The following is a 23,650-nucleotide window of genomic DNA, read 5'->3' as shown; positions in this document are numbered from 1 at the left end:
TGCATCTCCAGGGCGGCGAAGGGGAGTCAGTGCCCGCGGGCAACGCGGGGCGAAACGACCAGCCGCAGTGTAGAGTGTCGCGACTGTTGCAACACCCAGCAGGGCTGAAACGAATTAATGCCAATGGTGAAACGATCGAGCGCACCGTGGACGGTCACCGATGGCCGTGCAGGCAATGTCCGCCAGGCGGTCGCGCTGGCCTCGGCGCTGCGCCAGGGCACCTATCGGCCGGTGGTGCTGCAGCCTCAGGCGCCCTGGCGCTGGATGTCACCACGGCGCCTGCCCGGTGACGTGAACGGCTACGGCGATGCGTTCGCGGCACTGGCGGCCGAGCGCCCCGCGCTGGCGATCGGCTGTGGCCGCCAGGCCGCCGGTGCGCTGCGCGTGCTGCGCGCCCGCGGCACGCAGGTGGTGCAGATCCTCGACCCGCGCATCGGCGCCCGCCACTGGGACGTGGTGGTGGTACCCGAGCATGATCGCCTGCGCGGCAGCAATGTGCTGACCTTGATCGGCAGCCTCAACCCGGTCGATGACGACTGGCTGGCCTGGGGACGGGCCGCGTTCGCCGGCTTCAGCACCCTGCCCGGTCCGCGCACTGCACTGCTGGTGGGCGGCCCGACGCCGCTGGCGCCGTGGGACGAAACGGCGATGGTCAGTGTGTTCCGCGCCCTGGCCGCGCAGATCCGCAACGAAGGCGGCAGCCTGCTGGCCACCACCTCGCGACGCACCCCGCCGGCACTGGCCGAGATTCTGCGCGCACAGTTCGCCGACCTGCCGCACGTGATCTGGGGCGACGGCGGCGACGGGGTGAATCCGTATGGCGGCCTGCTCGGCTGGGCCAACCGTGTGGTGGTATCGCCCGATTCGGTGAACCTGCTCTCTGAAGCCTGCGCCACGCGCATGCCGGTGATGGTGGCGCTGGCGGAGACCGCGCAGGGACGCCTCGCCCGCTTCCAGCAGCAGCTGCACGAGCGCGGGCGATTGCAGAAACGCTGGCTGGACTGGCAGTACGACCGCATCGAACCACTGCGCGAAACCGCGCGCATCGCCGCCGAGGTCAGGGCGAGGCTGGCATTGGGGTAACGCCCCACCGTTGACGGCGGGTGTGTTCCTGAACGGGTGGTTTTGGATTTGCCTTTGGCCGCGCGGATAATGGGGGATTCCCCTTGTCCTCCTGGCTCGCCATGTCCGTGCGTCCTGCCCCCGTTTTTGCCCCGCTGACCCCGCGCGCCCTGGTGCTGGCCGTGCTGGCGATGGGCGCGGTGGTGCTGCTGTCGAACGTGCTGGTGCAGTACCCGATCAACGACTGGCTGACCTGGGGTGCGTTCAGCTATCCCGTCGCGTTCCTGGTGAGCAATCTGATCAACCGCCGCTTCGGCCCGGGACCCGCCCGGCGCGTGGCCTGGATCGGTTTCGCGGTGGCGGTGCTGTTGTCGGTCTGGGTGGCGACGCCGCGCATCGCCATCGCATCGTGCTCGGCCTTCATCGTGGCGCAGCTGCTGGACATCACCGTATTCGACCGCCTGCGCCGGGGCAGCTGGTGGCGTGCGCCGATGGTAGCCACCACCTGCAGCGCGACGGTGGACACCACGATCTTCTGGTCGATCGCCTTTGCCGGTTCCAGCCTGCCGTGGGTGAGCTGGGCGGCAGGCGATCTGGCCGTGAAGCTGGCCATCGGCGTGTGCCTGCTGGCGCCGTTCCGCGCGCTGCTGTGGAAGATGGCGCCGCTGCGCGCGGAAAGCGCGCGGTGATTCCGCCGGGCATGGCCCGGCGCTACCGTTGCGTTTGTTTGGATGACGCCGGCATGGCGCAGCGCGCCTGTTCGGGTAGCGCCGGGCCATGCCCGGCGGCCTCGCCGCCGATCAGCCGAACGGCAGGCCGGCCGCCCGGCAGGCCGCACTGATTGCTGCGCAGGCCGCTTCGATGGCCGGTGTGGTCGGTGCCAGCCGCGGGCGACGGTCCAGCGTGCAGGCCAAGCCCACATCCAGCAGAGTGGCATGCGCAGCGTGCAGTGCCTGCGCGGTGGCGACCGGCAGGAATTCCGCTGCGGCCAATGCATCGATCAACGACGGCGTATCGCGGGGTGACAGCAGCGCCGGTACCTGTGCACTGCGCTCGAGCACACCGGTCTGCAGCAGGAACTCCAGGTCCACCACGCCACCGGCGCCCTGCTTCAGGTCGATGCGCGCGGCATCGCTGCGGTCCAGTTCGGTGCGCATGCGCCCTCGCATCTTCAGCACATCGGCATAGAGGGTGGCGGGGTCGCGTGCACGGCCCAGGGTCTGCGCACGCACCTGCTCGAAGTCGGCCAGCAGGCTGGCATCACCGGCCACGCCGCGCGCGCGCACCAGCGCCTGATGCTCCCAGGTCCACGCGCGTTCGCGCTGGTATTCGGTGTAACTGGCCAGGGACGAGACCAGCGAGCCTTTGCCGCCGTCCGGCCGCAGGCGCACGTCGATGTCGTACAGCCGACCGGCGGCGGTGACCGCGCCGAGCAGGGCCATCACCTTCTGTGCCAGCCGCGCGTACCAGCGTCCCGGCTCCAGCGCGCGCGCGCCATCGCTGGCCTCCACGCCCGCCGGATGATCGTGCAGGAATACCAGGTCCAGATCGGAACCGAAGCCGAGTTCGAGGCCCCCCAGGCTGCCATAGCCGATGATCGCAAAGCGCCCGCCGGGAATGCCGCCGTGGGCGGCCTGCATGTCGGACTCGGCCATGGCCAGCACCGTGACCACCACCGCCTGCGCCAGCTCGGCCAGTTGGCGGGTGCTGTCGACAGCGCCCTGGCGGCCGTCCAGCGTGGCCATCGCCATGCGGAAACTCAGGGCCAGCCGGGTTTCGTTGAGCCAGCGCAATGCGGCTTCCGGGTCTTCGACCGTCAGCGCCTGCTGGCATTCGGCCAGCATGCCGGCCGCATCCGGCATCGGGCCGGACACGCGCACGTCCAGCAGTTCGTCCAGCAGCAACGGATAGGCCGCCAGGCGCTCGGCCAGCAGCGCGCTGCGCGCCAGCACATCCACCAGCCGCGCCAGCGCACTGGGCTGTTCGTCCAGCAGGGCCAGATAACTGGTCCGGCGCAGCACCGCCTGCAGCAGGCCGAGTACGCGCTTCAGTGCGGCATCCGGTTGCGGCGAGCGCGTGGCGGCGTGCAGCAGCGCCGGCAGCACGCGGTCCAGCCGCGCGCGCGCGGCGTCGGACAGCGACTTCACGCCGGTGCTCTGCGCGAAATCGCGCAGCGACTGATCGGCGCCGTTCGCATCGAGGAAACCGGCTTCGGCCAGCAACGGCGCGTCACTGCCACCCGGCAGGCTGCGCCAGTAGTTGGCCAGCGCATCCGGCGCCGCCTGGCCCTTGCGCGGTGCCAGCAACGCAGCGAACTCGGTGCTGACCCGCTGCTGCTGCACGGCCAGTGCAGCGCGCAGCGCCTCCCAGTCGGGGTAACCCAGGCCCAGGGCGATGCGCTCGCGGTCGATCGCATCGCTGGGCAGCACATGCGTCTGCGCATCGCGCAGCATCTGCAGCCGGTTCTCCAGGCGGCGCAGGAACAGGTAGGCCTGCTCCAGCGATGCGCCATCTTCGGGTGCGATCTGGCCCGCCGCCACCAGCGCCTGCAGCGCCACCAGCAGGCGACGTTCACGCAGGGCCGGTTCGCGGCCGCCACGGATCAGCTGCAGTGCCTGGCACAGGAATTCGATTTCGCGGATGCCACCGGCACCGCGTTTGATGTCTTCATGCAGTTCGCGGCGGGCGACTTCAGCCGTGATCGCAGCCTTCATCTCGCGCAGTCCGTCCAGCGCGGTGAAGTCCAGATAGCGTCGATAGACGAACGGGCGCAGCGTCTGCAGCCACGCCTCACCGGCGGCGATATCACCGGCCACGGCACGTGCCTTCAACCAGGCGTAGCGCTCCCAGTCGCGGCCCTCCCGCTGGAAGTACTGGTCCATCGCAGCGAACGACAGCGCAACGCGGCCGGCACTGCCGAACGGGCGCAGGCGCAGGTCGACGCGGTGGCTGAAGCCATCGACGGTGGTTTCATCCAGCAGCTTGGCCAGGCGCTGGCCGAGCCGCGCGAAGTATTCTTCGGCGGCCAGCGGACGCGGTCCGTCCGATTCACCGCCCTGCGGGTAGGCGTAGACCAGGTCGATGTCGGAGCTGAAGTTGAGTTCGCCACCGCCGAGCTTGCCCAGGCCAAATACGACAAGTTGCTCGACGCGGCCCTCGTCATCACGGATCACGCCGTGGCGCTGTGCGAATTCCTGCTGCAGGGCGTCCAGCGCCAGCCGCAGGCAGTCTTCGGCCAGGGCGGTGGCGCCGGCCAGGGTCTGTGCCACGTCATCCAACCCGGCCAGATCGCGCCAGACCAGGCGGGTCGACATCGCTGCACGCCAACGCCGCAGCTGCGCCGGCCATTCACCGGGCTGCACCGGGTCGAGCACCGGCGTCGGCAACGGCGGGCACCCCGGCTGGGCCAATTGCGACAACAGGCCGGGCTGCCGCACCAGCGTGTCCAGAGCGAAGTCACTGGCGATGGCCAGGTGGGTCAGCAGGGGCCGCAGGTCGGCCGGAATCGGTTCCGGAACCACCTGGGCCAGGCGCGACAGGGCACGATCAACCAGGGGCTGCAGCGCGGCGGGCAGTTCGGCGGGGGCGAGGGTCATGCGTTGATTCTCGCGGCGCCGGGCGCCTTTGCCAACGGCGGGAAGTCGCTGCGCCGCGGTCCATCGCGCGCATTCATCCTGGGCAGCGGGCAATAAAAAAGCCCGCTTGCAGCGAACTGCCAGCGGGCTCTGCTCCCTCCCCCACGTCGGGATGCAGGGCCATCCTGCGGGCTGCGAAAGGACTTTGCACGCTGCACTGCAAAACAGAACCGGCGGGTATGGATAGCCCCGCCCGCGAAAAGCCATTCCACGAAGGTAGCCCCCCCGTACGCCGGGGGATGGCCGATAATCGAGGCTCCCCCCAGAAACACTGTCGTCATGTCTGTTGATCGCATCGCCAACGCGCGTCTCCGCGACCGCGTGGTCTCCGCCGAGGCCGCAGCCGCGCTGATCCAGCCGGGTGAAACCGTGGCCATGAGCGGGTTTACCGGCTCGGGCTATCCCAAGGCCGTCCCCGTGGAACTGGCGCGCCGCATCGAAGCGGTGCATGCCCAGGGCCAGCCCTTCCAGATCAAGCTGATGACTGGCGCCTCCACCGCGCCGGAGCTGGACGGTGCGCTGGCCAAGGCCGACGGCATCGCCATGCGCATGCCCTTCCAGAGCGACCCGGATGCGCGCAACCGCATCAATGAAGGCAAGCTGGATTACATCGACATCCACCTCAGCCACGTTGCGCAGCACGTCTGGTTCGGCTTCTACGGCGAGATCGACACCGCCGTGGTGGAAGTCTCGGCCATCCGCGAGGACGGCTCGCTGGTGCCGTCCACCTCGGTCGGCAACAACAAGACCTGGCTGGACCTGGCGAAGAAGGTGATCGTCGAGGTCAACGAGTGGCAGCCGGCCGGCGTCGATGGCATGCATGACATCTACTACGGCACCGCGCTGCCGCCGCATCGCAAGCCGATTCCGCTGGTCAACGCCAACGACCGCATCGGCGATACCGCGCTGCGCTGCGACCCGGACAAGATCGTGGCGGTGGTCCGCACCAACGGCCCGGACCGCAACAGCCCGTTCAGCCCCATCGATGCGACCAGCGAGCAGATCGCCGCGCACCTGATCGACTTCCTCAAGCACGAGGTGAAGCACGGCCGGCTGCCGCCGAACCTGCTGCCGCTGCAGTCCGGCGTGGGCAATATCCCCAATGCGGTGCTGGCAGGCCTGGCCAGCAGTGGTTTCCGTGATCTGGCCGCGTTCACCGAGGTGATCCAGGACGGCATGCTCGACCTGCTGCGCGACGGCGTGCTGAGCTATGCCTCGTGCACGGGCTTCGCGCTGAGCCCGCAGGCCAACGAGACGTTCAAGGAGAACATCGACTTCTACCGCGAGCGCATCATCATGCGCACACAGGAAATCTCCAACCATCCCGAGCTGGTGCGCCGGCTGGGCTGCATCGGCATGAACGGCATGATCGAGGTGGACCTGTACGGCAACGTCAATTCGACGCACGTGATGGGCACGCGGATCATGAACGGCATCGGCGGCTCTGGTGACTTTGCCCGCAACGGGTTCCTGTCGGCGTTCCTCAGCCCGTCCACGGCGAAGAACGGCACCATCTCGGCGATCGTGCCGATGGCCAGCCACGTCGACCACACCGAACACGATGTCTCGGTGATCGTCACCGAGCAGGGCCTGGCCGATCTGCGCGGCCTGACCCCACGCAAGCGTGCGCAGGTGCTGATCGACCGCTGCGCGCACCCGGATTTCCGCCCGCAGCTGCAGGACTACTTCGACCGCGCCAGCCGTGAGAGCTATGGCAAGCACACCCCGCACCTGCTGCCGGAAGCGTTGTCCTGGCACCAGCGGTGGCTCGATACGGGCACGATGAAGGGTTGAGGCATAGGGTTCGCCGGGCATGGCCCAGCGCTACCGTTGCATCCTTCGCCGTTTCGCCGGGCGCGGCCCGGCGCTACCGCTGCATCCTTCGCCGCTTCGCCGGGCATGGCCCGGCGCTACCGTCGCGTCCTTCGCCGTTTCGCCGGGCATGGCCCGGCGCCACCCATGCATCCTGCGTCGTTTCGCCGGGCGCGGCCCGGCGCTACCGCTGCATCCTTTGCCGCTTCGCCGGGCATGACCCGGCGCTACCGTTGCATTGTCCCTGGTAGCGCCGGGCCATGCCCGGCGACCACCGCAACGCATCAACCGCGCAGGCTCGCCAGTGATTCGGCCTGCAGGCGCTCGTAGATGTCGAACTCATCGTTCACCGGCACGCCCAACGCCTGCTCGAACGCTTCGCGGTTGGCATGTGCGGCATAGGCGCGCTGCTCTTCGCCCCCCAGGTTCGACTGGAAGATGCCTGCGGCGCTGACCGGCAGGAAATCCTCGTAGACGATCGGGTCGGCCACCACCAGCCCCGCCGCGATCAGGGCTTCCGCCGGCAGGTCACCAATCCCGCCAGGCGCAGCGCGGCCGGCCTCGGTCAGCTGATAGCGGAAGTAGCCCAGACCCTCGCGGCGCAGGGTGTCATGGTCGTCCGGGAACGCTGCGAACGCTGCCTGCAGGCGCTGGCCATAGTCGCCACCGGTACTGCCGGCACCTTCGCTGTTGCGCGCCTGCGCCAGCAGCTGGTCGTACAGCGCGCGCCCCTTCGGCGTCAGGGCCAGGCCACGCTGCTCGATCTCGCCGAACCGCGCGGTGTGGGTGCCGGCATCACCGCCCTGCTCATCGGGGAAATGCACGGCTTCTTCCAGCGCTTTGAAACTGGTCTGCCGCAGCAGGATCGGACAGGCGCGGCGCGGCGGACCTTCGATGACCGCCTTGGCGGCCATCCCCTGCTCGATCATCGCTGCCTGCGCGGCATCGATGTCCAGCGTGCGCGGGGTCAGGTGGTTGATGTGCGGGCCACGGAAGCTGACCACGTCGGCCACCAGCCGGTGTGCCTGGTGCAGCGCATGGTAGGTCGGCAGGTCGACGGTGGCGTCACCGTGCCAGCGGAAGGTCTCCAGCGCCTCCGCCACGAAGCGCTCGGCGTCGTGCTGCGACAGCCCGCCATCGCGCTCGGCCTGGTCGATCAGGGCCAGGGCGGCATCGGTGAAGATGCGGCGGCGGGCCAGGATCTGTGCCGACTGCGCACGCAGGACCTCGTCCTCGATCAGTTCCAGGCGCAGCAGCGAGGTGAACACGCGGAACGGATTCTGCGCCAGCGCCGCACCGGTGAGCGGGCGAAACGCGGTGGAATGCACCGGCACACCGGCCACCGACAGATCGTAGTAGCCGACCGGAAACATGCCCATCACCGCGAACAGGCGGCGCAGGGTGGCCAGCTCCTGCACGGTGCCGACGCGGATCGCGCCGTGCCGCTCCTCGTCCAGCCGGCCGCGCTCATCGTTGCGCTGCAGCTGCGCAGCCAATGCAGGGTCCTGCGCCAGCACCTGCGCGTTGATCCGCTCCACCAGTTCCACCAGCGTGCCGTACAGCGGCACTTCGGTGCGGTACATGCGGGACATGGCCTGGGCGAACAGGCGGCGGATCACATCAGGCGAAACGAAAGAGGCGCTCATCAGTCACTCGATTACGGGAACGGGGAACAGCTCGGACCCGTATTGTCGCCGGAGCGCGGGGCCGGCGGCGATATGCAGAGCAGCATGGAGCGGAACGGCGCTACCGGTTGAGCTGGCGCTTCAGGGTGGCATCCAGGGTGATCGGCCGGTCCCAATGCTCATAGCTGGCCACGATGGCGTGGCGCACGGCGCGGTAGTGCAGGTTGTCCGGTGCCTTGGGCATCCGCTTCACCACGGCCTGCCAGCCGCCGGCCGGGTCACGGCTGAAGGCACGCACGCTGTCGCGGCAGGTCTGGCCGCTGGCCTTGGCCCAGAAGCAGGCGAAGTACAGGTCACCCGCCTGCCAGCCGTGGGTGCTGAACAGCGCGCTGACATAGCCACGCGGCACATCGGCATAGCGCGAGACCTCGTCGAGGAAGGCATCGGGGTAGCGCTCGGCGTAGTGGTTGATGTCGCGCAGCTGGGCGTCGATCCAGCGGTCGCCGGTGTCCACCTCATAGGCTGCCGAGCGTTCGGCCGTCTGCTGTGCCAGCACGGTGGCCGGCGCCAGCAGCAGGAGCATCAGCAGCGTGAGCAGGCGAGCATTCATGCCCCGATTCTGCCGCAGCCGTCGCGCCCTGTCAGGCCGCGACGCTGGCCTTGGCTTCGATCGCGGCCAGTGCGGCCGGCCAGTCCCAGGCGGTATCGGCGCTGACCATGCGCGGCTCGTCGTCGGCCACGCCATGCTGGGTCTCATGCGCCCAGGTGACCGCATAGGGCGTATGGATGCCCCAGCCCCCGAGCGTGACCACCGGCTCGATGTCCGAGCGCAGCGAATTGCCGACCATCACGAAGCGCTCGATCGGCAGGTCGAACTCGGCCAGCACGCGGGCATAGGTTGCCGGGTCCTTCTCCGAGACGATCTCGATGCGCGGGAACAGTTCATGCAGCCGGGCGACGTTGATCTTCGCTTCCTGGTGGAACAGGTCGCCCTTGGTGATCAGCACCACCGGATAGTGCTCGGCGATGGCCGCCACCGATTCACGCACACCGTCGATCAGCTCGACCGGATGGCGCAGGGTGTCGTGGCCGATGTCGAGGATGCGCTGGATGTCCCTGGCCTCGATGCGCTGGCCGGTGATGTCGATGGCCGCCTCGATCATCGACAGCGCCATGCCTTTCACGCCGTAACCGAACACGCCCAGGTTGCGCTGCTGCACTTCCAGCAGGTGACGGGCGGTCTGGGTGTCGTGCACGTCGATGTAGCGCGACAGCAGGTCAAGGTAGTCCTGCTCGGCCTTGCGGTAGTAGTCCTCGCTCTTCCACAGCGTGTCGTCACCGTCAAAACCGACCAGGCCGATGGCGCGCGAGGGCGCAGGCGTGGAGGTGTTCATCGGACAAGGATACAGGCGCGGCGAGGGCGAAAAAAACCCGGGCGGCTGGCGCCGCCCGGGTACCCATGCACCGGTTGTCCCGAATCAACGGTGGATCAGCGGCCCTGTGCGGCGCCGCCGGCACCGGCCTGCTGGGCGGCCACATAGGCCTTGTACTCATCGGCGCTCAGCTCGCCGTCCTTGTTGGCATCGGCCTGGTCGAACACCTGGGCAAGGCCGGCGTTGACCTGTGCCTCGGACTTGCTGATGGTGCCGTTGCCGTCGGTATCGATGCTGGCCCAGGTCTGGCCGCCGCCGCTGGCCTGCGCCGACGCGGCCGCCGCTGCGTCAGTGGCCTGGTTCGCGGCCTGGCCTGCCTGCGCGGCGGCCTGCTGGGCCTGCGCTGCATCATTCTGCGCCTGTGCGGCCTGCTGCTGCGCGGTCTGTGCCATGGCCGGAATGGCCAGTACGCTGCCGGCGGCGACAATCAGGGCGATCAGGGGCTTGCGGTTGCGAATGGTCATCAGGGATGTCTCCTTGGGGTGGTGTTGCGCGGCCTGTTGTTTCCGCACGGCACCTACCCTGCCACCCCGTTTCTGAATCGATTTTGCGCCGCGACCGGCATCCACACGCGCGGTTAACCACTGCCCGGCGTGCATGCATTAGCGCGGTGGTTAGGGTGGAGTGATCGGCCCATAAGGCGAACATTCAACGCCCTTGGATTTAACCCGCAGGCAACGAAAAACCTGCGTCAGTCGACGTTCTGGGACGATGACCGCGAACTGAACAACACCCATCCCAGCGCCACACCGGCGAGCGCTCCGGCAATCTCCAGCACCACGCGGCTGCCGAGTTCGTTCGGATCGTGGATGGTGGCCAGGAACAACCGCGCATACAGCGGCGACTCCAGCCGCACGATTCCCATGTAGAAGAGCTTCCATGCATCGATGCCGGCCGAGATCACCACGGCGATGACGCACGACCAGCCGATGGCATGGCCTACCGTCCAGTGCAGCAGGTGGCACAGCCGATGCCAGAGCAGGTACACCAGCAGGCCAACCAGCAATGCGATGGCGCCAGCTTCCAGGGTACCGAGCAGGCCGAAATGCAGGGGAAGATTCATCGGGTGCGCAGGAGGGGAAAGGCGGCCAGTGTACGACGGAGGGTCTCGGCGGCGCGGACCCGCCGGTGCTGCTATCGAACGGGCACGTCGTAGGCGGTCATCGGGTCCGGCTCTGGCTGCAGCGTGTAGTGCCACCACTCCTGCGCATAGTTGCTGAAGCCATGCCGGGCCATCGCCTGCAGCAGACGGGCACGGTGGGCCCGCTGTGCGTCATTGAGTCCCTCGGCCGCGGTGTGCGCCCGCGGACCGAAGAAATCGAAATCGGTGCCCATGTCCAGCGGCGTGCACGTGTCGCGCCGGCACGCCAGCAGGCCGACGTCCACGGTGGCGCCGCGACTGTGGCCCGAGCGCTCGGCGATGTAGCCTTCGCTCAACAGCTGCGGCTTTTCCAGATCCGGATACTGCAGTGACTTGCGTGACTGCTCCGCGGGGTCATGTGCCCAGGCCACGAACGCCTGCACCGCGCGCACCGGGCGATAGCAGTCGTAGATGCGCAGAGCGAAGCCCTGCGCGCGCAGATCCGCTTCGACCCGTGCCAGTGCGGTCGCGACCGGCGCCAGCAGATAACAGGCCGGCGCTTCATAGCCAGGCACGCGTGCGCCCGTGAAGTTGCCGGCGCCGGCATAGCGGATGTCCAGGTCGATTCCCGGCGACACCGTGCGGATCTCCACCAGCCCGGCCTGCGACGCATCGGTGGCCGACGATATGCGCGGCGCCTCACTGGCGTGCGCGGGGCTCGCCAGTGCAGTCGCCAGTGCGAGTGAAATGCAGATCCTGGAAGTCATAGCTGAAGTCGATGTCCGGGTCGATCGCGCGCAGTTGCAGGGACGGCACCGGGCCATCGCCGGGCTGCAGCCACGCCTGCGCGTCCTCACCCAGCGTATCCCAACGCAGCAGCCAACGCTGCTGCAGCTGCATCACCCGGGCCTGCAGGCGAGGCGATTTCTCCACGCGGAACCGCAGGCCGTCGGGGCCTGGGCACAGCCAGGCGGTTCCCAGCCATGGATCCGCATAGCGGCCCTGCCACTGCGGCAAGGCCGTGCCGGATACGGCGCGCGCACCTTCCGTCGAAGGCGCCACATGCCCCTGCGCACGCTTGGACGCCTGCGCGCGCTCCAGTTCATCGAGGTAGTCGGCGGCACGCCTGCGGTCCTGCGGCGCGGTGTACGCCTTCAGCATCGACTGCATCAGCGCCGTACGTGCCTGCTCGCCCTCGCCATTGATCAGGATCACCACGCCGATGCCACGGTCGGGCAGCAGGGCCAGCGACGAATACATGCCGGACAGGGTGCCGGTATGCGCCACCTTCCAGTGGCCATCGATGTCCGACAGGCGCCAGCCGTAGCCATAGCCGTGGACGTGTGCGTTGTCCCAGCGCCGCTGCATGTCACCCAGCGGCATCGGCATGTGCAGCGTCCACAGCGCGCGCCGCTGTGGCGTGTCCAGCCAGTCCGGCACCAGGTCGGGATCCAGCAGCACCTGCATCCAGCGCGTCATGTCGCGCAGCGAGCAGCGGATGCCACCGGCCGCCATCGATGGCAGATCGGCGCTGATCTCACCGTCGGCGTTGACCACCGTCGTGCGGCCGTCGCGCCGCGCATGCGGCTGGGCGACGTTGCCGACGTCGCGCACCGACCAGCGGCCGACCTGGCAACGGGCCATGCCCAGCGGCTCAAACACCTGCTCGCGCATCAGCTGGTCATAGCGCTTGCCCCCTGCGGCAGCAGCCACTTCACCGGCGACCACGTACATCAGGTTGTCGTAGGCATAGCCGCTGCGGAAGCTGGTGACGGGTTTCAGATGCGCAAGCCCGGCGATGATGTCGGCGCGGGTGAAGGCATTGGGCTCGGGCCACAGCATCAGGTCACCGGCGCCCAGCCCCAGGCCACTGTTGTGGATCAGCAGATCACGCACCTGCATCTGTTGCCCCACCCAGGCGTCGTGCATACGGAAGCCGGGCAGATGCCGCTGCACGGGGTCATCCCAGCGCAGCCGGCCCTGCTGCACCAGCCGTGCCAGCAGCGCGGCGGTCATCGCCTTGCTGTTGGAGGCGATCTTGAACAGCGTGTCCTCATCAATGCGACCGCCATCACCCCGCATGCCCTTGGCATGGCGGTACACCACCTGTCCCTGGTCCACCACCGCCACCGCCATCCCAGGCAGGTGCTCGCGTGCGACAACGGTGGCGATATCGGCATCAAAGCGCGCGGGCTCCGCCGGCGCAGCAGGCGAGGTGGCAAGTGCCGCAAGGACGATCAGCTGAAGCACAGGCCCGCTCCCTTGTGTCATTGCCCGCGCCGCCCCTTCGAGCGGCGCGGGCACAGCGTCAGTAGCTCCAGGTCACCGTCAGCTGCGCATAGCGCGGCGACTGGAAGCCGGTGCCATAACGATACAGCGGGTTCGGCGTACCGATGCTGTCCTGCGGCTCGTAATCCTGGTCCACCGTCACCACACGCTGCTGGTTGAGTACGTTGTACACCGCCAGCTTCAGGCGCAGGTCGGTGGGGATCGGCACCTTGTACGACACGCTGACGTCGAGGTCGTAGGTCCACGGCGTGCGGCCATCGCCACCGCGCGGGGAATGCACGAACACGCGCTCGGACGGCACGCTCGCCTGGCAGTTGGACACGCACACGTAATAGCTGTGGAAGTCGGTGTCGTCGAACGGATTGCCGGCGCCGAAGCGGGTGATCGGGCTGCCGGACTGCACGCCCAGCGTCGCCGCCACGCTCAGGTTCTCGGTCAACGCATAGCTGCCACGGAACTTGAACTGATGCCGCCGATCATTGGCCAGGTAGCCATAGCCGCGGTAGTTCACCCAGGGGTTGTCGAAATTCTCGGTGCGTCCGGCATCGGCAAAGTCGGTATCGGAGTTGACCGGGCCTTCGGCGTTGCCACGGCCGTAGGCCAGCGTATAGGACGCATTGAAGCCCCACTTGCCATCCCAGGCGCGATCGACCTGCAGCTCCAGCGCCTTGTAGTCGCGCTTGGGCTTCACCCAGCCGCGCTGGCCAACATAGTTGCCGTCATCGTCATACAGCGCCCAGCCTTCCTTCGACGTATCGATGCTGATCCAGCCGTCGTTGCTGCCGTCGCAGTTGGTATCGCCCCAGACGGTATTGCTGCGCCCGGGATTGCCCATGATCCAGACGCTGTCGATGGCACCGCACTGGCCGGTGGCGGTGATGTTCATGTCATCGATGGCGTTGTGCAGGCGCCGATAGGTCACGCTGGCACCGACCGACCAGGCTTCGTTGATCATCTGCTGGAAGCCGAGGATCGCCTCGTCCTGGTAGACCGGGTCCATGTCCCGGTTCACTTCGGCACGCAGGTCCGGCACGCTGCCATCACCCTGCGAATTGTCGACCGGCCCGATCTGCGCCCCCAGGTTCGGCACGTTGTTGGCGGCACCGCTATAGCCGAGGAATTCGTACCAGGTGCGTTCGTCCAGGAAGCCACCGGCCTGCTTGATGTTGATGACGTTGGCCACCGGCAGGAAGTAGCGGCCAAGGTTGCCGAACACCTTGGTGGTGCCATCACCGCGCACGTCCCACGCGAAGCCCAGGCGCGGGGCCAGCATGTCGTCGATCTTGATGTAGCTGCTGCCGTCGCCGCCCTTGTTGTCGAAGGCTTCCAGGCGCAGGCCCATGTTCAGCAGCAGGTTCGGGGTGACCTGCCAGTTGTCTTCCAGGTAATACGCCGAGTTGATGGTTTCAAACGAGCCATCCACTTCATACCGGCGGGTGCGCGCGACCAGGCCACTGGCCGGCACGATGCCCCCATTGAGCGAGCTGCCCGGCGTGCGGTAGTAGATGTCGTAGCGGAAACCACCCGGACCGGGATAGGCGCGGCTGTAGTCGGAGGTGTTCTCTTCGCGGTCCAGGCCGAAGCGCAGCAGATGGTCGCCCAGGGTCCACTCGAAGTCGGCGCGTGCGGCCTTGCGCGTATCCAGTGCCGATTCCAGCAGCGAGCTGCTGGTGCAGCTGCGGTCGCCCTGCAGCTGCGAGGGCACGCCCTGGCTGGCGGTACGGTTGTCGAACACGCGGTTGCAGTTTTCGTCCATCAACGAGCTCTGCGCACGGTTGCGCTTGTTCTCGCCATACATCAGCTTCATGGTCAGGTCGTTGTTGACCTGCCAGCTGTAGGTGCCCGACCAGTTCGTGCCGCCCACGGTGTTGTAGATCTGGTTGCTGCGCTCGCCTACCGTCTGGCCACTGGCATAGTCGTAGTTGTAGACATCGGTAAGCGTCTTGCTCTTGTCCGAGAAGCCGAACAGCGACAGCATCTGGTTGTCGGTGATCTGCCAGTCGATCTTGCCGCCCCAGAAGGGGTCATCGGCCTTGCCCTGGCTCAGGCGCGTACCGGCATCGTTGGTCGAGGTTGGCCGGTAGTCACGGGCCTCGTACATGCCGAAGAAGAACAGCCGGTCCTGGACCAGGGCACCGGAGGCGAACACGTTGAGCGCACTGCGGCTGTAGTCGTCGCGGCTGGCGGTGATGTAACGGCTGCCTTGGCCGTCATAGCGGTCGCGGGCCTGCGACTGCCACGCGCGGGGTTCGAACACCAGCTCGGCACCGGCCTTGAAGTCGTTGCTGCCCGAGCGGGTGACGGCGTTGATGACGCCACCGGTGCTGCGCCCGAACTCCACCGAATAGCCTCCGGTCTTGACCTGGAACTCCTGGTAGAAGGAGAACGGTACTGACGAGAAGCCCACCCGGTTGTAGAAGTCGGTGACGTTCAGTCCATTGATGTACACGGTGTTCTCGGCCACTGACGAGCCGCCGAACGAAATGCCCTGCCCGCCCAGCGAGCCCTTGCCCTTCACTGCGCCCGGCGCCAGCAGCGCGACGGCGGTGATGTCACGGTCCACCGGCAGGCGCGACAGCTCCTCGCGGGTGATGTTGGTGGCCGATTCGGTGGACTTCACATCCACCATCGATACCACCTGCGGCGCGCGCACCTCCACCGTTCCCAGGGTACTGACCGCACCCAGCGGCACATTGACGGTGGTTGCGCTGCCCAGTCCGACGGTGACCTGGCCGACGCGGCTGGCACCGCCGCCGGGCAGGCTCACCTCCATCTCATAGGTGCCCACCGGCAGCAGCGGAATGCGATAGCTGCCGTTGGCATCGGCCTGTACCGAGCGGACGAAGCCGGTGGCCGGATTGCGCACCGTGACCGTGGCGCCGGCGGGAACCTGGCCGGCATCGCTGACCAGCCGGCCGGCGACGGAGCCATCCTGCGCGAAGGCGCCGGGCGCGATCACGCCCAGACAGGTACCCAGGGCGACGCACAGCGCCGCCCGCTTGATGTTGTATGCCTTCATCCCCTGCTCTCTCCTGCAAGAATTGAATGGTGCCGATGGTGGTGTGTCGCGCTAGCGTTGCCCGGCGGGCAGTACCTGCCACTGGAAGTCGTAGCTCCATTGGTCGAAGTACAGGTTGCCGCCTGCCCACTCGGCCTCGCCGCGCTGCGAGTCGACCGTTTCCGAGCGGAAATGCTGTTTGGCCGGCACGAACGGCTGGCCGAAATCGTCGTTGAAGGCGATGCGGTAGCCGTCGAGGCCACCCAGGTAGAAATCGCGCAGCGCAGGTACATCGCTGGCCAGTGCACCGGTGGTCACATCCATCGGCAGCCAGCCATACGGCGCCAGATAGACCTGTCCCCAGTCATGCAGGTTGTTGTAGCCGCTGCCATCGTCGGAGAACACCATGCCCGACTGCCAGCGCGCGGGAATGCCGTTCATGCGCAGCAGCGCGATCAGCAGCAGCGTCTGCTGGCCGCAGTCGGCATGGCCGGCACGCAGCGCGTAGTCGCTGATGTTGCTGAGGGTGGAATACTCGCGTGCGCCGGCCCATGGGATGCGATCGACCGCCGCGAACAGCCTGCGCACGATCTCGTAGGGGCGTGTTTCGCCCTGCAGCACCTGGTCGGAAAACAGTTTCAATGCCGGCGTGAAACGCACATGCGGCAAGTGTTCGCTCAGGTAAGGCTGCAGCGCGGCGTCGGCCGGTGTCGGCTGCACCCGGGCCGGATCGATTGCCGTGTGGCGGGCGAACAGGGTGACGGCATAACGGATCTCGAAGCGCGTGGGCTGCCCGGCGACGGCCTTCGCTTCCAGATAGGCGGTGCGCTGCAGGGTACCGGCGGGTGCCACGCGTGCTTTGTCCGGTGTACTGCCAAGCCATTGCACGCGCTCCTGCTGGCCTGGAATCTCGCGCGGATAGGGAATCCAGGCGCGAACGGTTTCGCCCGCCGGGACCGCATCGGCCTTGACCGTGAGCGACTGCGTGAACGCGATGCGCTGCGGCAGCACCGAGCCCTGGCCGCTTTGACCGGCAGCAGCAACGACACGTGCGTGGTGCGCGTTGAGCACTTCATTCGGGCCCGGAGACGGCATCGGTGCATCGGCGCGGCGGCGTGCACGCGCTTCATCGCTGAGCAGGAACAGGTTTGAGGGCGCGCGCTTGAAGTACGCGCGCCTGCCATCGATATCGAGGTGCTCGATCAGCCCCAGCTGGTCCCAGCGCGCGAACTCCTCGTCGGTCAGATCCGGAATCCAGCGACGCACCGCCGCTTTGGCCGCCGCTTCGTCGAGGGAAAAATCCAGGCGGATGCGGCGCATGCGCTCGCGCTGGAATGCGTCTTCGGCAGCATCGCGCCCGGTCGCCAGCAGCGCCTGGGCGTCGCTGAAGCGCCCGCTGTCGATCAGGTCGATCACCTGCAGCTGCCGGCTGTCGCGCGCGTCTGCCGCGTGCGTGGCCGACGCCCACAGCAGCAGCGCGGCACACAGGCCGGCGGCGGCAGGCAGACGCGGTTTGCGAACGGCAGGATCCACAGCGACACTTCCCAAGCGCGGGTGGTAACGGCTGTGTAACACGGGCCGGAGGACCGGTCAATAATTTATTCTTGCTTTCGCAGGCGAAAGGAATAAATATTCCTTAAGGCATTCGAGGAGGGTGTGCTGCGCATGATCCTGGCTTCCCGCGAACCGCGCCGGCAGTGGCCGCGCCGGTTGACCCTGGCCCTGTGCCTGTTCGCCGCACCGGCCTTCGTGCAGGCTGCCGCGCCCGATCCGGGCGCGCCGCTGCCGTATGTGATCGGTCTGCACGAGGCTTACCTGACCCCGGACTACTGGGCCGCCCGGCTGGACGATGCCGATGCGCCGATCCTCGACCGCGCACAGATCCAGGCGCAGAACGCACGGATGCGCGCAGAGGATGTCCATATCCAGGACATCGCCGCCCTGCCCGCCCAGCTGGATGCGGCACAGGTACGCAGCAGCATCACGGCGCTGTCGAGCTGGCCCACGCGTACGCTCTACAACGCCAAGGGGCAGGCGATCGCACCGGCAGTGCGCAAGGCCATCGACGCCAACCTCGGCCTGGATGCGATTCCCGCACAGGTGGCGCCCGACTACGGGCTGGTGGTGAAGCGTGCCGCACTGCGCACCTTCCCGACCCGCGAGCGGGTCTTCAGCACGGTGGGCGATACCGATATCGATCGCTTCCAGGAATCGGCGCTATTCCCCGGTGACAAGGTCGCCGTGGTCCATCGCAGCACCGATGGCCGCTGGTTGTTCGTGCACAGCGAGCGTTACAGCGCATGGATCGAAACGGACGCCGTGGCCACCGGCGACAAGACCAGCGTGCTCGGCTATGGCAGCGCCGGCCCGTACCGCATCGTCACCGGCGCCACAGCGCACACCGTCTACACGCCGGAAGAGCCGCGCGTCTCGCGCCTGCAGCTGGACATGGGCGTGCGCCTGCCGGTGCTGGCCGACTGGCCTGCGGCCACGCCGGTCAACGGCCAGCAGGCCCACGCCTCATGGGTGGTGCAGCTGCCCGTGCGCGAGGCCGATGGACGACTGAAGCTGGTTCCGGCACTGCTGCCGCGCTCGCAGGACACGGCCGCCGATTACCTGCCGCTGACCCCTCGCCGGCTGTTGCAGCAGGCGTTCAAGTTCCTGGGTGAGCGCTATGGCTGGGGCCATGACTACGATACCCGCGACTGCAGCGGCTTCGTTTCGGAAATCTACCGCAGCTTCGGCGTGCTGCTGCCGCGCAATACCAGCGCCCAGGCGATCAGCCCGGCACTGGATCGCCTGCCGTTCACCAGCAGGGATGGCAAGGCCGCGCGCGAACGTGCCGTCACCGGCCTGCAGGTCGGTGATCTGGTCTACATCCCCGGCCATGTGATGATGGCCATCGGCCACGTCGACGGCCGCACCTGGGTCATCCACGATACGGCCGGCGGCAGCTGGTTCGGCGCCGACGGCACGCGTGTGCAGGCCCATCTCAATGGTGTTTCGGTCACGCCGCTGGAGCCGATGATGGCCAGCGACACGGTCCGTTACATCGACCGCATCACCAACATCCAGCGCCTGCGGGCCAAGACCCCTGAATGAAGATCACCGCCATTGAACTGGGCATGCTGCGCGTGCCGCTGAAGACCCCCTTCAAGACCGCCCTGCGTACCGTGGAAACCGTGGAGGACGTGGTGGTGCTGGTCCGCACCGACAGCGGCCACACCGGGTACGGTGAGGCGCCGGCCACCGCGGTGATCACCGGTGATACGCATGGCTCGATCATCGAAGCGATCCGCCACTTCATCGCTCCACGCCTGATCGGGCAGGACGTTGCCAACCTCAACCGCCTGTGCGGGCTGGTGCAGACGTCGATGGAGCGCAATACCAGCGCCAAGGCCGCAGTGGAGATCGCCCTGTACGACCTGTGGGCGCAGCTGCATGGTGCGCCGCTGTACCAGATGCTCGGCGGCGGCGACCCGGTCATCACCACCGACATCACCATCAGCGTGGACTACATCGACAAGATGGTGGCCGATTCGCTGTCGGCGATCGAGCGTGGCTTCGAGTCGCTGAAGATCAAGGTCGGCAAGGACATCGGCCTGGACATCGAGCGGGTCAAGGCCATCCACGCGGCGGTTGAAGGCCGCGCCCTGCTCCGCCTGGACGCCAACCAGGGCTGGACCGCCAAGCAGGCGGTGCACGCGATGCGCACGCTGGAGGATGCCGGCGTGGTGCTGGAGCTGCTGGAGCAGCCGGTGAAGGCCGCCGACATCAGTGGCCTGAAGTACGTGACCGACCGGGTCAACACGCCGGTCATGGCCGATGAGAGCGTGTTCAGTCCCAGCCAGGTGATGGACCTGATCCAGCAGCGCGCGGCGGACATCATCAACATCAAGCTGATGAAGACCGGTGGCCTGTCCAATGCCATCCGCATCGCCGACATCGCCGGCATCTACGGCGTGCCATGCATGATCGGCTGCATGATCGAATCGAGCATCAGCGTGGCCGCGGCCGTGCACCTGGCCGTGGCCAGGAGTGATGTGATCACCAAGGTCGACCTGGACGGCCCTTCGCTGGGCCAGTTCGACCCGGTCAGCGGCGGGGTCAACTTCAACGAGTCGGAGATCACCATCAGCGATGCGCCGGGGCTGGGAATCACCGAGGTGCGCGGGCTGGAGATGATCACGCCGCCGCGCTGGTAGGCCGCTGCACGGGCGCTACCGCCGACCGTTGATCCCGCTTACCCTTCCTGCAACCGGACCCACGCTGAGCCCCATGCCACCCCTGGTGAAAATCCGCTCCGAGCGCGGGCAGATGTCGGCCATCGAACGCCGCATCGCCGACTTCATCCTCGACAACGCGCACCTGCTGCGCGACTACTCGTCGCAGCAGCTGGCCAGCGCGCTGGGCATCAGCCAGTCCAGCGTGGTGAAGTTCAGCCAGAAGCTGGGCTTCAAGGGTTACCCGGACCTGAAGTACTCGATCGGCCAGGACGTGGCGCGCGCCGGCCACGATCCGCAGGCACGCCCGCCGTCGCCGAGCGCCGATGACTACGCCGACATCGCCGGGCGCCTGCGCCTGAGCCGGGCAGCCGCCGAGGAAGAGACCAGCCTGGCCAATGCGCAGGCTGATGTGGAGGCCATCGTGCGACTGCTCGACAGGGCGCCCAAAGTGTTCGTGTACGGCCTTGGCGATGACGGCCTGTACGCGCGCGAGTTCGCCATGCGCCTGTCGCTGCTGGGCATGCTGACCGTGCACCATGCCGATCCGATCCTGATGATGGCCAACCTGTCAGCGGCGCGGGCCGGTGATGCCATGCTGGTGTTCTCCGAGTTCGGCAAGCTGCCGCAGCTGTTCCAGCTGTCGCGGCAGTTCCAGGACGTGGGCGGGAAGGTGGTGTCGATCACCCGCCACACCGCCAACCCGCTGCGCGCACATGCCGACCAGTCACTGGTGGTCTGCGCCCATGACCCCGCACCGCACGTGGCGCAGCTGCTGTACCGTGCTTCACTGCAGTCCCTGCTCGACTTCGTCTTCGTGCTTTTGTGCCATGCCAACCCGGACCGCCACCGCCAGCTCGGGGTGAACCTGGAACGGATCGAACACCTGATCGACGCCTGATCGACCCCTGGTTCACTGGAGTCCACGATGCTGCCGCTGCTGCGTACCGCCCTCGCTGTCACCGCTCTGGCCACCGCGCTGCCCGCTGGCGCGCTCACCCCGCTGCCGCCGATGGCGCGCAGTCTGCAGGCCATCGTGGTGGTCACCGACAGCTGGGATGCCACCCAGGGCCGGCTGCAGGCCTATGAGCGCAGGAGCAGCGACGACACGTGGCGCCCGCACGGCCCGGCCTTCACCGTGGCCGTGGGGCGTGAGGGCAGCGCGTGGGGCGTGGGCCGTGCGTCGCTGCACAACCAGGGGCCGCAGAAAACGGAAGGCGACGGGCGCAGTCCGGCCGGCGTCTTCGATATCGGCCCCGCGTTCGGCTACGCGCCGACGATCGCCAGCGCGATGCCGTATCTGCCGATGACGGCCAGCCACTACTGCATGGATGTACCCGCCTCGCGCTACTACAACCGCATCGTCGATGCGGCGGACGTAGGTACCGCCGCAGTGGAAGGCTCCACCGAACCGATGCGGCTGGACCTGCACAACAAGGGCGATGTTCGCTACCGCGAGGGCTTCGTGATCGAGCACAACAGCAGCCGCAGGCCGGGCAAGGGCAGTTGCATCTTCGCCCACCTCTGGCGCAAACCGGGCGAGGCCACGGCCGGCTGTACGGCGATGGAGCCGCGCCACATGACGGCCCTGCTGGCCTGGCTGAAGCCGGACACGCGCGCGGTCTTCGTCCTGCTGCCCAAGACGGAGTACGACAACCTGCAGGGGCCGTGGCAGCTGCCGGCCCTGACCGGAGCGTTGCGTTGAGCGCCCCGGACGAACCGCAGCTGCAGCGCGCGGTCAGCCGCTGGCAGATCGTCGGCCTGTCGATCAACGACGTGATCGGCAGCGGCATCTATCTGCTGCCGGCGGCCACCGTCGCCCTGCTGGGCCCCTTCAGCCTGTGGGGCGTGGTCGCCGCCGGCATCGTGGTGGCCCTGCTGGTGCTGTGCTACGCGCAGGCCGCCAGTTACTTCGATGAACCCGGCGGCAGCTATCTGTATGCCCGCGAAGCCTTTGGCCGCTTCGCCGGCTTCGAGATCGGCTGGATGATCTGGCTGACCCGTATCAGCTCGGCCGCCGCACTCAGCAATGCGCTGGCCGATGCGGTCGCGCGCTTCTGGCCCTGGGCCGGGGCCGGCACGGGTCGCCTTGCCGTGATCGTGCTGTCGCTGGGTTTCCTGACCGGCGTGAACATCATCGGCGTGCGCTCGGCGGCCCGCACCGGCATCGTGCTGGTGATCGGCAAGATGCTGCCGCTGCTGCTGTTCGTGGCCATCGGCGCGTTCTACATCGATCCGCAGCTGGCGTTCTCCGGCCAGCGCCCGGACCCGCACGACCTGCAGCGCATGGGTGAGGCCGCATTGTTGCTGCTGTATGCCTACGCTGGTTTCGAGAACATCCCGGCGGCAGCCGGCGAGTACCGCAATCCCCGTCGCGACATTCCGTTCGCGTTGATCACCATGATCATCACCGTCACCGTCATCTACGGCGCGGTGCAGGTGGTGGCGCAGGGCACCCTGGCCGGGCTTGCGTCGTCGCCGACACCGCTGGCCGATGCCGCAGCCGGATTCGGCGGTGAGGCACTGGCGTTGATCCTGACCGTCGGTGCGACCATCTCCATCCTCGGCACCAACAGCAATACGATGATGATGGGCCCGCGCTTCCTGTTCGCGCTTGCCCGCGATGGCTACGGGCCGAAGATCCTCGCGCAGGTCCATCCGCGCTTCCGCACACCGGCTGCCGCGATCTTCTGCCAGGGGCTGATCGCCCTCGGCCTGGCGCTGTCCGGTTCGTTCGTGCAGTTGGCGCTGCTGTCGATGACCACGCGACTGTTCGCCTATATCGGAACCGCGGCGGCCGTGCTGGTGCTGGCCAAGCGCTACGCCGACCGGCCGGGCGCACTGAAGCTGCCGGGCGGGCCGCTGATTCCTGTCCTGGCCCTGCTGCTCTGCCTGGCCCTGTTCGCCAGTGCCAGCTGGCAGAACATCGCCGCCGCACTGGTCGCCTTCGCCATCGGCGCAGTGATCTACAAACTGCCGCGCAAGGACGTAGGCGCCTGATGATCGGCAGCGACGGCGCGGATGGAGGACACCTTCCCTTCACGCGAGCGGACCGGACTGTTAACCGCCATGGCGGCATGATCGAAGCTCATCCACCACGGAGCCCGATCGATGAGCCCCGAGTACCAGATCCCCGGCCGCGTGCCGGATGACAGCGCACCGCGCCAGGCCGTTTCCGACTTCTGGCGCGAGCGTTACACCGCGGAACCCTATTACGACAACCAGCTGTTCTTCGAGGACTACGAGCCGGCCTATCGCATCGGCCACGCTGCCCGTGCGCAGGACATGATCCGCGCGTACGAAGAGGTGGAGGCCGAACTCGAGTCCCGCTGGGCGAGCGAGCGCGGCAAGAGCCGGCTGGAATGGGCGCAGGCCCGCAACGCCGTCCGCCGCGGCTGGGAAGAAGCGGTCAACCTCGACCAGCGCCTGGACCGGGGCGTACCGCGCGGCACCTGAGGGCACGCCCCGCTGCGGCCGGGCCATGCCCGGCTG

At 67.7% G+C, this 23,650-nt stretch carries 19 protein-coding genes; 9 read left to right on the top strand and 10 right to left on the bottom strand.

The window, feature by feature from the left end:
* The first annotated feature begins 123 nt into the window (after positions 1 to 123).
* Together AC06FB_RS03785 and AC06FB_RS03780 are read left to right on the top strand one after the other, a co-directional pair.
* A complete protein-coding gene (locus tag AC06FB_RS03785; RefSeq protein ID WP_478053394.1) occupies positions 124 to 1,083 on the top strand; it encodes a mitochondrial fission ELM1 family protein in 960 nt (319 codons plus the stop codon).
* A 101-nt stretch (positions 1,084 to 1,184) separates the two neighbouring features.
* Entirely contained in the window at positions 1,185 to 1,751 is a 567-nt protein-coding gene (locus AC06FB_RS03780) for a queuosine precursor transporter (RefSeq protein WP_053520117.1), read from the top strand.
* A gap of 111 nt (positions 1,752 to 1,862) precedes the next feature.
* Here AC06FB_RS03780 and glnE read toward each other — a convergent pair whose 3' ends face one another.
* Positions 1,863 to 4,658, bottom strand: coding sequence for a bifunctional [glutamate--ammonia ligase]-adenylyl-L-tyrosine phosphorylase/[glutamate--ammonia-ligase] adenylyltransferase (gene glnE, locus AC06FB_RS03775; RefSeq protein ID WP_460256216.1), 2,796 nt, complete (start codon positions 4,656 to 4,658; stop codon positions 1,863 to 1,865).
* A 318-nt stretch (positions 4,659 to 4,976) separates the two neighbouring features.
* Here glnE and AC06FB_RS03770 point away from each other — a divergent pair, with 318 nt between their 5' ends.
* Entirely contained in the window at positions 4,977 to 6,491 is a 1,515-nt protein-coding gene (locus AC06FB_RS03770; protein ID WP_053519658.1) for an acetyl-CoA hydrolase/transferase family protein, read from the top strand.
* Between the two features lie 302 nt (positions 6,492 to 6,793).
* Here AC06FB_RS03770 and hglS read toward each other — a convergent pair whose 3' ends face one another.
* The 9 genes from hglS to AC06FB_RS03725 all read right to left on the bottom strand — a co-directional run bounded on the left by hglS (position 6,794) and on the right by AC06FB_RS03725 (position 17,468).
* Positions 6,794 to 8,155: a 2-oxoadipate dioxygenase/decarboxylase HglS gene (hglS, locus tag AC06FB_RS03765; RefSeq protein WP_476342681.1), complete on the bottom strand. Its 1,362-nt coding sequence runs from the start codon at positions 8,153 to 8,155 to the stop codon at positions 6,794 to 6,796.
* 100 nt (positions 8,156 to 8,255) lie between these two features.
* Positions 8,256 to 8,744, bottom strand: coding sequence for a hypothetical protein (locus AC06FB_RS03760; protein WP_053519656.1), 489 nt, complete (start codon positions 8,742 to 8,744; stop codon positions 8,256 to 8,258).
* A gap of 31 nt (positions 8,745 to 8,775) precedes the next feature.
* Complete coding sequence (locus AC06FB_RS03755) at positions 8,776 to 9,528, bottom strand: HAD family hydrolase (protein WP_197572346.1); 753 nt, start codon at positions 9,526 to 9,528, stop codon at positions 8,776 to 8,778.
* 95 nt (positions 9,529 to 9,623) lie between these two features.
* Positions 9,624 to 10,031 (bottom strand): EF-hand domain-containing protein, encoded by a 408-nt coding sequence (locus AC06FB_RS03750; protein WP_065175425.1) that lies wholly within the window; start codon positions 10,029 to 10,031, stop codon positions 9,624 to 9,626.
* Between the two features lie 227 nt (positions 10,032 to 10,258).
* Positions 10,259 to 10,630, bottom strand: coding sequence for a hypothetical protein (locus AC06FB_RS03745; protein WP_478053393.1), 372 nt, complete (start codon positions 10,628 to 10,630; stop codon positions 10,259 to 10,261).
* 71 nt (positions 10,631 to 10,701) lie between these two features.
* Positions 10,702 to 11,415 (bottom strand): M15 family metallopeptidase, encoded by a 714-nt coding sequence (locus tag AC06FB_RS03740; protein ID WP_478053392.1) that lies wholly within the window; start codon positions 11,413 to 11,415, stop codon positions 10,702 to 10,704.
* Positions 11,348 to 12,898: a serine hydrolase domain-containing protein gene (locus AC06FB_RS03735; protein WP_478053391.1), complete on the bottom strand. Its 1,551-nt coding sequence runs from the start codon at positions 12,896 to 12,898 to the stop codon at positions 11,348 to 11,350. Before AC06FB_RS03735 ends, AC06FB_RS03740 begins: the two co-directional genes overlap by 68 nt.
* 58 nt (positions 12,899 to 12,956) lie before the next feature.
* Positions 12,957 to 15,956: a TonB-dependent receptor gene (locus AC06FB_RS03730; protein WP_263177136.1), complete on the bottom strand. Its 3,000-nt coding sequence runs from the start codon at positions 15,954 to 15,956 to the stop codon at positions 12,957 to 12,959.
* Between the two features lie 51 nt (positions 15,957 to 16,007).
* The gene (locus AC06FB_RS03725; RefSeq protein WP_279942931.1) at positions 16,008 to 17,468 is read right to left on the bottom strand and encodes a transglutaminase-like domain-containing protein; all 1,461 of its coding nucleotides are present in this window, start codon (positions 17,466 to 17,468) and stop codon (positions 16,008 to 16,010) included.
* Between the two features lie 132 nt (positions 17,469 to 17,600).
* On the opposite strand from AC06FB_RS03725, the gene AC06FB_RS03720 reads away from it, so the two are divergent.
* The 6 genes from AC06FB_RS03720 to AC06FB_RS03695 all read left to right on the top strand — a co-directional run bounded on the left by AC06FB_RS03720 (position 17,601) and on the right by AC06FB_RS03695 (position 23,614).
* On the top strand, positions 17,601 to 19,037 hold the full coding sequence (locus tag AC06FB_RS03720; protein ID WP_277381322.1) for an SH3 domain-containing protein: 1,437 nt from the start codon (positions 17,601 to 17,603) through the stop codon (positions 19,035 to 19,037).
* On the top strand, positions 19,034 to 20,140 hold the full coding sequence (locus AC06FB_RS03715) for a dipeptide epimerase (RefSeq protein WP_065182564.1): 1,107 nt from the start codon (positions 19,034 to 19,036) through the stop codon (positions 20,138 to 20,140). Before AC06FB_RS03720 ends, AC06FB_RS03715 begins: the two co-directional genes overlap by 4 nt.
* Before the next feature lie 73 nt (positions 20,141 to 20,213).
* Complete coding sequence (locus AC06FB_RS03710) at positions 20,214 to 21,059, top strand: MurR/RpiR family transcriptional regulator (RefSeq protein WP_065175430.1); 846 nt, start codon at positions 20,214 to 20,216, stop codon at positions 21,057 to 21,059.
* Positions 21,060 to 21,086: 27 nt separating this feature from the next.
* Complete coding sequence (locus AC06FB_RS03705; protein ID WP_128988080.1) at positions 21,087 to 21,863, top strand: L,D-transpeptidase family protein; 777 nt, start codon at positions 21,087 to 21,089, stop codon at positions 21,861 to 21,863.
* A complete protein-coding gene (locus tag AC06FB_RS03700; protein WP_065175432.1) occupies positions 21,860 to 23,158 on the top strand; it encodes an APC family permease in 1,299 nt (432 codons plus the stop codon). Before AC06FB_RS03705 ends, AC06FB_RS03700 begins: the two co-directional genes overlap by 4 nt.
* Before the next feature lie 111 nt (positions 23,159 to 23,269).
* Positions 23,270 to 23,614 (top strand): hypothetical protein, encoded by a 345-nt coding sequence (locus tag AC06FB_RS03695; RefSeq protein ID WP_053519473.1) that lies wholly within the window; start codon positions 23,270 to 23,272, stop codon positions 23,612 to 23,614.
* The last annotated feature ends 36 nt before the right edge of the window (positions 23,615 to 23,650 follow it).

The sequence above is a fragment of the Stenotrophomonas sp. Steno-C15 genome (genome assembly GCF_056393265.1).
Note: the sequence above shows the minus strand (reverse complement) of the source record. Positions and strands in the feature narration are given on the sequence as shown.

Coding starts and splice junctions, on each gene's coding strand:
- AC06FB_RS03715 (WP_065182564.1), top strand. CDS start 19,034: ATGAAGATCACCGCCATTGAACTGGGCATGCTGCGCGTGCCGCTGAAG.
- AC06FB_RS03710 (WP_065175430.1), top strand. CDS start 20,214: ATGCCACCCCTGGTGAAAATCCGCTCCGAGCGCGGGCAGATGTCGGCC.
- AC06FB_RS03755 (WP_197572346.1), bottom strand. CDS start 9,528: ATGAACACCTCCACGCCTGCGCCCTCGCGCGCCATCGGCCTGGTCGGT.
- AC06FB_RS03760 (WP_053519656.1), bottom strand. CDS start 8,744: ATGAATGCTCGCCTGCTCACGCTGCTGATGCTCCTGCTGCTGGCGCCG.
- AC06FB_RS03770 (WP_053519658.1), top strand. CDS start 4,977: ATGTCTGTTGATCGCATCGCCAACGCGCGTCTCCGCGACCGCGTGGTC.
- AC06FB_RS03730 (WP_263177136.1), bottom strand. CDS start 15,956: ATGAAGGCATACAACATCAAGCGGGCGGCGCTGTGCGTCGCCCTGGGT.
- glnE (WP_460256216.1), bottom strand. CDS start 4,658: ATGACCCTCGCCCCCGCCGAACTGCCCGCCGCGCTGCAGCCCCTGGTT.
- AC06FB_RS03695 (WP_053519473.1), top strand. CDS start 23,270: ATGAGCCCCGAGTACCAGATCCCCGGCCGCGTGCCGGATGACAGCGCA.
- AC06FB_RS03745 (WP_478053393.1), bottom strand. CDS start 10,630: ATGAATCTTCCCCTGCATTTCGGCCTGCTCGGTACCCTGGAAGCTGGC.
- hglS (WP_476342681.1), bottom strand. CDS start 8,155: ATGAGCGCCTCTTTCGTTTCGCCTGATGTGATCCGCCGCCTGTTCGCC.
- AC06FB_RS03780 (WP_053520117.1), top strand. CDS start 1,185: ATGTCCGTGCGTCCTGCCCCCGTTTTTGCCCCGCTGACCCCGCGCGCC.
- AC06FB_RS03720 (WP_277381322.1), top strand. CDS start 17,601: ATGATCCTGGCTTCCCGCGAACCGCGCCGGCAGTGGCCGCGCCGGTTG.
- AC06FB_RS03740 (WP_478053392.1), bottom strand. CDS start 11,415: ATGACTTCCAGGATCTGCATTTCACTCGCACTGGCGACTGCACTGGCG.
- AC06FB_RS03785 (WP_478053394.1), top strand. CDS start 124: ATGGTGAAACGATCGAGCGCACCGTGGACGGTCACCGATGGCCGTGCA.
- AC06FB_RS03705 (WP_128988080.1), top strand. CDS start 21,087: ATGCTGCCGCTGCTGCGTACCGCCCTCGCTGTCACCGCTCTGGCCACC.
- AC06FB_RS03750 (WP_065175425.1), bottom strand. CDS start 10,031: ATGACCATTCGCAACCGCAAGCCCCTGATCGCCCTGATTGTCGCCGCC.